We start from the raw sequence: 11,924 nt of genomic DNA, 5'->3' as shown, positions 1-11,924 counted from the left end.
TGCCTTGTGCCTTCTGTTATTTAAGCAGTGTCATCTTGTTTGTCATGGAGAATCCGTCTGCATTTACGGTATAGAAGTATATACCCGCCGAAAAACCGGACGCATTCCAGGTAACCGAATGCCTGCCGGCGCTCATGAACTCATTGGCTATCGTATCGACCCTTTGTCCATTAACATTCAACACCTCGACAGAAACAGTTCCGGCATCGGGTAATGTGAATCCGATCGTGGTCGCGGGATTGAACGGATTGGGAGAATTCTGTGCAACGGTAAATACAGGCGGTGCGGATTCATCGACAGCGACGGGTTTGCTTGAAATGACCCCCTTAAAAGAATCTTGGCCGATCCAGTACCATCCGTTTCTTTCACCCGTACCGCCGACAGGCTGGTCGGTTACAAGCATGCCATCGTACGCGGTTCCTCCTGTAATCACGCTCATATCGTATTTCTGGCTGGCAGTTTCACCCATGAAGGCATGGTATCCGAGTCCCGTGCCATCCGGAGCATACAGACCGAACGATACAGCGCCTATGCCAAACGACGGGAAGAACGAGAAGCCGTTCTTTTCAATCGCGATATTGTACTTGAATGGGCCGACCTGATCGTCAATGCACACCCAGGGTCTTTCCGAATCGATCTCAAAGTTACGGTCGCCGGTGTAATCGCCGTTCTGGTTGAACCATGCAATCGCATCTTCTTCGTTCTCATACTGTACATCGAAGAGCATGTTGATACAGGTCGAATGAGCCCCGATTGCAGCATACCTGCCCCACATGCTCAGCTCGGTCGGTCCGCCTGATCCCTGGCCGCCCTTCTCGGCATCCGCCGGGTCTATCCACCAGTTCGAAAGATCATATCTTTTAATCTCGGTGCCATCATTCACGTCAACATAGATGAGTTCTGATTCCGCGCAATCATCTGAAATGACGCCGGTTGTCACCAGCAGACAAGAACCGCCGTCGCTCACGACACCCGGACCGAATTCCCATGAACTCTGCGACGATACGAAAAATATGAACTTTCCCTCTTCCCCCCAGCTTGTCTGAAGCACGGCATCGCCATTTGGCACCCATTTCCATTTGAATAATTCCTTGAATCCTTTATTGCTGAGACCGCACTTGAAAAAATACGTGTAATCCGACGGTAAAAAAGCGAGCCCGCCCGGATCGCATACTTCATATGATTTACAGGTCTCCATGAGTGTATCGTCCATCGGATCATTACCGACTATCCATTTTTTATTGATATGCTCCCGCGGTATCGTATTTGTCGCGCCTCCTCCGCCCCGGTCGCCGCTTCCTGCCCAGATAACCGGCCTCGCAAGAAGGTTATCCTTTTCATCCCTTGTCATGACCGTGATGCGCCCCCATGGGTCGGGTTTAATCTGCCTTGTTACGGGTGTCTTTAAACCGACATTATCGAATCCCCAGATATAGTATATATTTTCATCCTTTTCAACATATGCGCCATCGGAATCCTTCCCGTCCCACGTGATCACATTGTTGCCGATACTGCATTGCCGGGGAGTACCGGTAAATAAACATGTGTCGATTCTGTTGACATAATGCCATCCCAGATAACCGTTTTGAGTGCTGCCGATTTTTGATGCCTTATCCCTGGTGAATACGAGGAAAATCACATTTGCCGGGTGACCCGATATGGTAAAGGGTATCGCAAGTTCCGACCGGTCATAATCATATTGAACAAAAGAAGGCGCGGATATTCCGAGAACCGTTGGTGAAAAATCTGCAGAAAAAGCCGGGGAAGTAACAAAAGAAAACAACAATGAAATCGAAAGCATTTTCTTCATAATTTCACACGACAGGAAAGAGAAAAATCATAAAAACATTCATAAACCTTCAATATCATAAAACTTGCCATAAGTATTATCACGCTTTTTTAACCCGATCTATTCATAAAATTTTATAGAACGCGGATTTTCGCGGATTTGTGTTTCGTACCCGACCGATGTAACATTGTAGGGGTAATTCATGAATTACCCCTGTTCCGTGTCTTTGTGGTTCAATATTTTCATGAACATTCCGGGTTAATAAAATTATTACACCAATAGTTGTCTCATTTTACCAGAAGAGCCGCTCATCAGGATTCTCGCTCCTTGACCAGTTAAGCCCGAGCGGGTACCGTCTGATTCCGGTGAGATTTTTCACCGGCTCGATTTCGCCATTATCACGTATCCGGTAAATCTCGATTTTTTCCGGGTCGCACTCCCCATAGCCTTTTTCCTTCGCGACACGGGTGTACCATATCTCGCGGGGATCATGACCCATGATGTAGTTCCCGACTGTATCGACCTCGTACGGGGAGCACCCGGCGACAACGATGTTGACAAGATGATCCTCGCCGATATTCCACCACCCGTGCTCGTTGCCATCCATGGCAATGATGCCCTCGATGATGTTGAGCCTTGGCTTCAGAGTCGCCGCATTGTCAAGCCCGCGATGTATCCATGATTCCTGCCGGAACACGCTGCCGACCTGTTTGAGGAATTCCTGACGGGCGGTTTTATCCTTCTCTACTTTCCTGAAGGTCTCGTAGCCGCCGAGCTCGACATATTTTTCATAATCGCCGTACTGATCCTTGTTGGTCTCCCACCGTTTGAATCCCGCCGCACGGTGTTTGACGAACAGTTCCTCGACATTACGGATGGCATCTTTCTGGAAACCGCGCCTGAAATCGATACCCGCCGTTTCCGACTGAAGCTCAAGCTGAATGCCGGGCCAGCAGAATTGTCCGTGCCCACGGACGACGCATCCCTGAAGGTTTTTTACCGTGAGAGTGGTGAGCGCGGTCAGATGGCATTTCATGGTCGATATGTTGATGAGAAAGTTGTCTTTATCGAATATGGGTTTGTAGTAGGGAATCCGGTTCCAGACGGGAGATTTTACCGGATCGCTCCAGTTGATTTCGTTTTTATTGTAATGCTCGAATCGCTCGTATCCCGCTTCGATCATGAGGACGCCGTACGGGTCGAAGGCTTGGTAAACGCCGCCCTGACGGTGATTCACGGCATCGATAGGGCTGTCGCCGCAGGCCACGTTCGGATTGCCGATGTCACGGAGATGCTCGATGACACCCACCACGAAGTCCGGGGATGTGTAGACGCCGTTGGTGCGGTTGAACTTATGCTCGGGTACACCGGTGAAGTTCGGTTTAATGAAGGTGGTGCCGCCCTTTTTCGTTCCCCTGACAAAAAGCTGCCCGGCGATACGTTTTCCTTCATTGCGGAGCTGATCGACCGCCTCGGTGTAATGCCCGGTGGAATCCTTACGGGCGTCCACATGGGTCTCGATCAGGAAGACGGCGCGGGGATTGTTCAGGATTTCCGCCCGTATTACCGGCTCAATATTCTTTTCCTTGCCGAGTTCAAGGTGATAATTCGCTTCCTCGATACCGGTGCCCCTGCTTGTCGGGAACGCATAGGCTCTATCATTGTCGAATAATTCATACATGGTCGAAGCGGCAAGACCGGCGGTACCCACAGTCGATTTTTCAATAAAGTCCCGTCTTTTCATCGTAACTCCTTTTCATCACGATCTATTCATACATGTGATAGAACGCGGATTTTCGCGGATAGAGCGGATTTTCGCGAATTTTTTTATTTTTTTCTGGTTATTCAATGAGTTCACAATCATTAAAGGTTTGGTATGAGTATTGTCATTCCCAAGAACGAAGTGAATTGGGAATCCAGTATTAACATTGCTCTGTAATGAGCAATAGATGATGGATTCCCGTTTTCATGGGAATGACATTTTTTAACGTGTAATACATCTTATTCGTATGGTTTATACACCAATTGTATAATCAGATTATTCTATATACTTTTTTCCCCGGAAGCTGTTTACGAAATACGATTTGAAAGAGTCAAATAAATCGTAAATCCATGTAAGACGACATAAATAATTGCGCATGTTACAAGCGATCAGATCCTGAAACGAGTTCAGGATGACGGTCATGCCGAACTCGTTTCGGCATCTATCTCAAAAAAACAACACAATAAAAATATTTCGTAATGTATAAAATCGTAAATCTAAAATCGTAAATCTAAAATCATATATGATTGTACTTTTTAAACGCAGCCCGGTATCGGATGTTTCATTCTGCTTCATACAGATATATATAATTTATGGTAATTAATGAAAATGGAGCTGTTTTGGCAAATAGTTCTTTAAGGTTATTTTTTACGAAATAGTTCAATCTTAAGCAAAAACTTGAAATCATGATAATTGGCAACTTTACACGTTTTCCCGCCATAACATAGTGTGGTGAGGCGAATGCAGGCAGTTTTTATGGATATTTCGGGATAATAACGAAAGGAAAAATTCGATTTTGAATTGATAGGGGCGTTTTGAAAAATAATGGTGGGCGATACTGGATTCGAACCAGTGACTTCCTCCTTGTAAGGGAGGCACTCTGAACCAACTGAGTCAATCGCCCACGGTCTATTCGGATTTAACCTGTTTTCTGGATTTTTTCTCCGGTTCCTGCACAGCGGAAGCAGCATCGCCCCCGCTCTCTTTCTTACCGATACCGCACAACAGCGCCACAGGCATGGCGACGAGGTATCCGATAACGAGAATGACCGGACCGAGGGTCAGCGATGTAAAACTGTTCGCCCCGCCAATGGAAAGAAAAACATACCCGAGAATTATCACGCCGACAGCGCAATAATAGAGCATGAGATTTTTCCTGAAATCCATTGACGCGGAAGCTTTTTTCTTCATACAATTCATCCTTATCTGACGTGCCTAAAATAGTATAATAGGATAACAGAGTCAAGGAGTTTATGGCTGAAGTCGCTTGACTTTGCTTTCATGAAACATTATTTTGGAAGTTCAAGCCATTATCAGAGTGATAACGATGTTATTCAGATATTTCAACAGGTTGCGGTAGCCGTACACTGTCCGTGCCCGGCTCGCATTCACCAGATTTGGTCGATTCTTTTATATAAACCGGCTCAGGCAGCGGTTGTGTCCAGGAGGAACAGAATGTTTTATAAACCGGAAGGTATAGCCCCTGCAATGCTCACTGCTTTCGACGGGGACGGGTCTATCAACGAAGAGGTTATGGGTGATATAGTCGACTTCTGCATCGCCAGCGGGTGCAAAATGCTTTTTGCCGTGTCGAGTGTCGGAGAATTCGTTCACATGGAGACGGATGAAGCATGCCGTCTCATGACTGTTGTGAAGAAAGCCGCACGGGGCCGTGTTCCGGTGCTTGTCGGAGTCACCGCGAGCCATTTCGAGAAATCCATCGAATTCGCAAAATACGCCCGTGAGATCGGATGCGATGGAATCGTCTGTTCTCCGCCCTATTATTACACGGTCACTCAGGACATTATCGAGCGTCATTACGAGCTGCTTGCGGAGGCGGTTCCCGACATGTCCATTATCATGTATAACATACCGCTGTTCTCGACACCACTTTCCTATGACCTTGTAAAGCGCGTTTCCATGATTCCCAATGTTGTGGCGATGAAAGACTCCTCCGGAAGCATGGTCGACCTCACTCATTTCATGGATAAAATCCGTCTCGTCGGCTCGGATGTCAATGTGCTCGCGGGCCGTGAGGAAATCGTGTTCCCGGCGACCATGATCGGGGGTAAAGGCGCCATGGTCGGCACCGCGAATATCTTCCCCGAGATCATCGTGAAGATATATAACTCGACCCTCGCCGGCGACTACGAAACAGCCCGGAATCTCCAGTTTGCAATCTGTCTGGCCATTCGAACCATGTTCAGCGTCCCCTTCCCAGCCGGATTCAAGGCGGCGATGGAAGTCCGCGGCTTCAATATGGGGCCGCTCAAGGTTGCGCTTACCGAAGCCGACAAGGCAAAAACGGAGGGCTGCAAGAAACGCCTCCACTCAATTCTCTCGGAACTGTGCGAATATGCCGATATCCCGCTTATCCGCGGTCGGGGATAAAATCGCTCATTGAGATAAAACGATGATAATGATAAGGAATTGCCTTGACTTCATAATCGGGGCAGTTCCTTTTTTTTCATTTATCGCCTGCTCCCTTTCCTTCGTTTTTCCAGAAACCACTCGTAGAGCCGTTCGTTTCCGTATACTTTTCTTACAATGTTGTGCCCATCCAGCGGATAGGCGCTGAAAATCACCTCGCCACCGTGCGTGATAACGGCGTTGACCATTTCCTCCGCTTCGCTGATGGGGCAGACAGTATCATTGAGGCCGTGAAAAACCCACGCAGGTACATCCTTCAGGGTCGGCGCCCATGATGTATCGCTGTAGGCGCAGAGCGGCGCGATCGCCGCGAACCGCTCCGGGTGACGGGATGCCAGAAGCCATGCGCCCGTTCCGCCCATGCTGATGCCGGTGACATAGACACGGTCGGGGTCAACCGAATAGCGCCCGGATACCTCGTCGAGCAGGGCGATGAGCGTTTCGGGGTCGGTCCATGTTTTTCCCGTGCGGCACTGGGGCGAAATGACGATAAACGGGAAATCACAGCGTGAATCGAGTATCAGGGGGAGCCCGTATTGTTTGATTGTATCGATGGAACTTCCGCGAAGTGAAGCACCATGGAGATAGATGATGACCGGCCAGCGTCTGTGCGAATCGTACTGCGCCGGGATATAGAGCAGGTAGGTGCCCGAGACCGATGCCGAAGCCTTTCCCCTGAATTTGCACGGCTGCTGGCATGAACCCGGAATTTTCGACACCGATGGCGCGCATGAACCGAAAAGAAGGGAAAACACAAGGAGAACGGATAACGCCCGAAGGCACGCTTTTATTGACTGCATATCTCTACCTTTTAGCCCGGATTATTCATGAAAAAAAATTTAACCACGAAGACACAAAATTTTCCGGTTATTCAGTTTGATAAGCATAAAAACTTATAAATAAGAATCTATAATTTTTCCCGATAGTATGTGATCCCCCCTGCCTGCGGCATCCCCCCTTGTTAAGGCGGGAGCGGCTTGGGGGGCACTTTCATCCTCCTTTGTTTTATAAGGGGGATACGGCGAAGCCGAGGGGATTAATGATATTAGCTGACTTAACTGGATAACCGGATAAAATTATAGAACATAATATATATACAATCTTTAGCAACTATTAAACGTTAACATCCAGAAGATATAAATAAAATCCGCGAAAATCCGTCTGATCCGCAAAAATCCGCGTTCTATTTTATTATATGAATAAGTCGGGTGAAGTCCGGAGTTGCCAGTGTTCACAGGTATCCGGAAATGGCGCGATTCAGTATTTCAGCGTCGAAACAATCGAGGTATCGATATAAAGTTCCCCGGCGTTTGCTGTCGGGGCGCTCCGGTCACGGACACGGACATCGAGCCTGAAGGCGTCATATCCCATCTGACGGGCGTACGATCGGGCGTTGTCCCTCGAAAGCCGGAGTCCTTCGGTTTTAGCCTCGTCGAGCGTACGGAAGGTAAATTTCCCTTCGGGTGCATAGAGCAGGAACCGTCCCCTGCCATCCGGCATGATGCTCATGTCGATATGCATCCCTCCCGCGCCGGAAGCGGCGCCGACAGCATTGGCGACCTCTCCCCATTTCGGGAAGATTTTCCGTCCGGCGTCAAGGAACCGTTTCATACCCTCGAGCAGGTGCCGGGTCGGAGCGCCGATGCCGACAAGCGCAGGTTTCAGGCGGTAGGCAACCTCAACCGGGCCATCGGCGCCGAAGGTATCATGACAGTAGCGGCATCCGGGGAACGACAGGTCGCCGTTGCCGGAAAGCGCCTCGGTGATCATCGCGGAGGAGGCCATCCTCAGTATTTCGGCCTGGGTACGTGAAATAAACTCCTCAACCGCAAGACCTGTCCGCTCCGAATACAGATCGAGCATGCAGGCAGCCGCTTTTCTGTCGCCTATCGTTACCTGGCCTCCGAATGTCAGAATATCGGTCGGTGTAAGGCCTGACGCAATGATTACGCCCGTCTTTTCCAGGTGTTCGACTCCGAGCAGTGAATAGTACGGATATCCGAGACGGTGCGCAAGATCGACCTCCGACAGGGGGCCGTCAGCGAGCAGTTCAAGGATAAAGCGTTCACGTTCGCTCAGAAATGAAAGAGAGCCGGGATTCCGCCGGATCATATAGAACGTTCCCGGCTGGACGAGACTGTAATCCGAGCCGGAATATCCCCTGAGCGATTCGAGCCGGTCGAGAATCTGGCCGTATTCCGAAGCGAGTACGCCGATGGGCAGAATACGCCGCGGGCCGACGATGACCCGTCCCCGTTCCCAGGCGATCCTGCTGTCGCCACCCAGACCGAGCGTCCGTATGTCGGTTGCATGGATCGAGGTCTTATACCGTCCCACAATGGTTCCACGGCCGGTTCGGCGGGCGCTTCCGCCTTCGATGACCGCGATATCGGTTGTCGTGCCGCCCATGTCGATGAGGACACAGGAATCGGTATCGGTTAGGAAACGCACCCCTTCCACCGATGCAGCGGGACCAGACATCACCATGCGGACGGGTCTTCTTTTCGCCTCGGCGGTATTCATGAGCGACCCCTCGGTTGTGACGAGCCGTACATCAGTCGGCAGGCCGAGTTCATCAACCACCCGTTCGATTGAATCGACAAGCTGTTCTATGACCGGGAGCAGACGGGCATTCAGGAGCGCGGTCATGGCCCGGCGCACCGAATCGATATCGTCCGTAAGATCATGCCCCGACACGACGGGTAATCCGAAGGTATCCGCGAGAACCGACTCCGCCCGTATTTCATGGTCGGGATTTCTCGTTCCCATGTATGACGATACCGCAAGGGCTTCCATGCCTCTCCGCACCATGGCGCGGGCGGCTTCGACAAGGGCCTGCTCGTCGAGCGGCTCGATCTCCGCGCCGTATATATCGTGACGTCCCTGGACAACGGTCTTGAGATCGCCCGCCCCGATGGCGACCCGGGCGGCGACATCCTCCTCATAGCCGATCAGGATGATGCCGGTGCGTCCTCCGCGCTCCTCGACAATGGCGTTGGTCGCGAGGGTGGTCGAGATAGCGAGACGGCCGGCGGATTTCAGAAGCTTTTTCGGCAGCTTGAGCAGGGCCTGCCGCACACCCTCAGCCAGATCGAAGTATGTCGTAGGCGCCTTTGCGGCGGCGAGTACTCTATGGCGCTTGAGAGACACCACCACGGCGTCGGTGTATGTGCCGCCGGCATCGATGCCGATCACCATATCCTTTTCATCCGGGAGCTTATACGGTTCGCCGGGAGATACCTCACGGTAACGGTTATGCTTAAATGCAAAGGATTTTATATAGTCATCGCCGAACATTATCGATTCGGTTTCCGCTCCACGGGCGGTTATGACATCGTCAATACCGCCAATCGCAAGAACCTGCCCCGGTTCGAGAACGAGAAACCTTTCCGGGTCCCAGCTCCCCGATATGAGATCACGGATCAGGCTGAGATCGCCGGTTACCTCTTCGAAGCGCCAGTTCCGTGCGAGACAGAAGGCGGCAGCCTTTTTTCTGAGAGCATCGCCGCCCGGAAGGCCGCTTTCTACAAAAGCGCCCCGTGAATAGTTCTTGATCCATGCCTGTTCCTGGTGCTCGATGACAAACCGTGCGGATTCCTCGTCGCCAAAACGGTCCATGTACTGTTCGAAATTCTCTTCGTACAGCTGGTAAATTCCGGCATATTTCTCCGACATACCCGGCTGCACCTTGCCGCTCACAAAACCGGGTGTGAACCAGTATGTTCCCGGCGCTCTCGAAAACTCATCGAGATAACGATCCTTTGAACCGAGAAAGAGCGTTATGCAGTCATGAGCGCGGGGTACAACAATCCTGTAACGATCGCTCGTGACACCCACCGTGCCGCGTGAACAGATGCCGTAACCGAGGAGTATCGCATCGAGCTGTTCGTTCCGGGCCTCTGAAGATGCAATTTCTTCCCTCACAAGTGAATTGAGCCGCTCCGGCTCCCTGTGAAGTCCCTGTTCGAGCCATACCTCGATGAGTTCCACATCGCCGGGTATCGCCGAACGGAGCGAATCGAGCTCTTTACGGAGCACACCGCATGCTATGAATTTAAACCGTCGTATGGCACACCTCGTTTGATATACACAGGCAAGTCAGTTACCCGCGCGCTAAATTTTTTACTTCTCATTCAATTCGTTGAATTTTACAAGAACCGGTCATCCTTTGGTGCCGAGTTCCATAAACAGGAGGAGATTCCGCTTCGCCGAGTCGGTAAGCGGTTCATAAAACGGGGTCGCCGACTGGGACAGAATGAAGGGAGCGCCGGTATCGCGGGCGTTATCGAGGCAGCGTTTTACAGCCGAGCGGACGTCCTCCGGACCACCGGTATTGAAAATCACATCGTCGATACCGCCGAAAACGACTCCCCTGCCGCTTGTACAGGCAAGCGCTTCCGCGATGGTGACATTTCCGCGGGGCTCCGGTTCGAACGGCTCGATAAAAGTATATCCCATCTCCCAGATATCATTCATGATGTCACGGACGGGACCATGACAGTGGAACGCCACGGGAACATCATAACGGCGGGAGATTTCGGACACCTCACGGTAAAAGTCACCCTCGAACCGGAGGAAATCATCACGGCTCATGAAGGGCGGAACGGCCATTTCGGCGCCGACGAGACGAAGAATGAACGGGCATCCCGCATCCCGGCAGAGTGTCTCAATTCCATCGAGAATCCGTACACCCGTGAGCGTAATAAGCCGGACGATACGGTCGGTGTCGGTTCGGGTTTTGATAAAAAACGTGTCGGTGTGAAACATCTCGGATACCATGTAGAAAGGATCGAAAACCTCCACGTACGGCAGGCCATGCTCACCGACCTGGCGCTCCTTTTGCCTGACAGCATCGATATCCGGGCGAGCGGAGGTAAAACCGGTCAGACTCAGGAAATACTCGAAATCGCGTTCGTCCTCTATCCACCGTTTCCGGGCTTTCCATGAGGAATCTCCCGGAGTCTGAACCTCCTCCATCATGAGCGTACGGTCGGCGCCGATCAACCGGTATCGGTGGACAGTCGTACCATCCGGCTCACGTTCGATATCGGTCACAATTTCAACAGCGCCCCTGCCAGCTGCGAGAGGCTGGCTGAGCGGATACACTTTCGGCAACAGGGTACAGTTGGCAAGAGCATAATCGCAGACCTCACGGTAACTTTCTCGGTCGCCGTGCCAGCCGAATGGATCGAGCCCGAACGGTACGACCACCGGAGGCCAGGAGACTCTCTTCTCCATGAGGTCATAAAGCGCCTGTCTACCCTGTCCCATCGTTTATTCTCCTCCTCTATCTGACATATCTTCAGCTGCATTCACGAGAACCAACAACCGATTACTCCCCGGAAAGCGCTGCCTGACGGGTGTTATTCTCTGAAAACAATCCGCGCAAACCGCGAGGGTTTGTGAAAAGTATCCGTTCCCGTCGGCGAATATGACGAGTATTCACGGTTTCCGGTGAGTTCCACACGGAAAAAATTTGCGCTCCACACATCTCCCGGTAAAGGCGGGGTGCGACGAGCGGTATACAGTTCCCCCCAGGGCACCGCCATCTCGACCGTCCAGAAACGGTCATCAGTCCCGGGCGCCGCGCCGCCGCCATATACGACAACAGACGTCCTGAGGTGTTCACAGTTCCAGCATCCGAGTATTTTTGTCTCCGCGCCATCGTCACGGCTGAGAACGAACGCGTCGCTCACCGCGCCGGTGGGAGCGATATCGAAGACCACAGAGGTGATCGAATCGCTGTCCGCATCGATGCAGGCCGATACATACTCCTCATCGGAAACAGGGCCGTCACGGCCGGTAACGGTGCTTGCGGCATCGGAATCGCGACACTCGAATCCGATATAGAGGCAGGTGCTGTCATAAACAATCCGTACGGCGGTCATTTTCCCCGGTTCTTCGCCTGTCACATTCAGTTTGAACGCACCGACCTCGGCGTTC

8 protein-coding genes and 1 tRNA gene are annotated in these 11,924 nt (G+C 51.5%); 1 reads left to right on the top strand and 8 read right to left on the bottom strand.

The features are described 5' to 3' along the window. Positions 1-16: 16 nt before the first annotated feature. The 4 genes from LLG96_12640 to LLG96_12625 form a co-directional block, all read right to left on the bottom strand. Positions 17-1,810, bottom strand: a complete 1,794-nt coding sequence (locus LLG96_12640; protein ID MCE5251056.1) for a T9SS type A sorting domain-containing protein — start codon at positions 1,808-1,810, stop codon at positions 17-19. A 271-nt stretch (positions 1,811-2,081) separates the two neighbouring features. Then, a complete protein-coding gene (locus LLG96_12635; protein ID MCE5251055.1) occupies positions 2,082-3,533 on the bottom strand; it encodes a DUF362 domain-containing protein in 1,452 nt (483 codons plus the stop codon). Between the two features lie 844 nt (positions 3,534-4,377). Then, positions 4,378-4,455: transfer RNA gene (locus LLG96_12630), tRNA-Val, on the bottom strand. Positions 4,456-4,460: 5 nt separating this feature from the next. Then, complete coding sequence (locus tag LLG96_12625) at positions 4,461-4,742, bottom strand: DUF3098 domain-containing protein (GenBank protein MCE5251054.1); 282 nt, start codon at positions 4,740-4,742, stop codon at positions 4,461-4,463. A 264-nt stretch (positions 4,743-5,006) separates the two neighbouring features. Between LLG96_12625 and LLG96_12620 the strand changes: the two genes are divergently transcribed. After that, positions 5,007-5,942 (top strand): dihydrodipicolinate synthase family protein, encoded by a 936-nt coding sequence (locus LLG96_12620; protein MCE5251053.1) that lies wholly within the window; start codon positions 5,007-5,009, stop codon positions 5,940-5,942. Positions 5,943-6,022: 80 nt separating this feature from the next. On the opposite strand, the gene LLG96_12615 is transcribed toward LLG96_12620, so the two are convergent. The 4 genes from LLG96_12615 to LLG96_12600 form a co-directional block, all read right to left on the bottom strand. Then, entirely contained in the window at positions 6,023-6,781 is a 759-nt protein-coding gene (locus LLG96_12615; GenBank protein ID MCE5251052.1) for a prolyl oligopeptidase family serine peptidase, read from the bottom strand. Between the two features lie 457 nt (positions 6,782-7,238). Then, positions 7,239-10,019 (bottom strand): DUF1638 domain-containing protein, encoded by a 2,781-nt coding sequence (locus LLG96_12610; protein MCE5251051.1) that lies wholly within the window; start codon positions 10,017-10,019, stop codon positions 7,239-7,241. A gap of 123 nt (positions 10,020-10,142) precedes the next feature. Then, positions 10,143-11,252 (bottom strand): hypothetical protein, encoded by a 1,110-nt coding sequence (locus tag LLG96_12605; protein ID MCE5251050.1) that lies wholly within the window; start codon positions 11,250-11,252, stop codon positions 10,143-10,145. Between the two features lie 92 nt (positions 11,253-11,344). Further along, a partial coding sequence (locus tag LLG96_12600; protein MCE5251049.1) for a carbohydrate-binding family 9-like protein occupies positions 11,345-11,924 on the bottom strand: 580 nt, incomplete at its 5' end.

This window comes from bacterium (genome assembly GCA_021372535.1).
Taxonomy (GTDB): Bacteria; Latescibacterota; Latescibacteria; order Latescibacterales; family Latescibacteraceae; genus JAFGMP01.
This window is presented reverse-complemented; position numbering and strand designations above follow the sequence as displayed.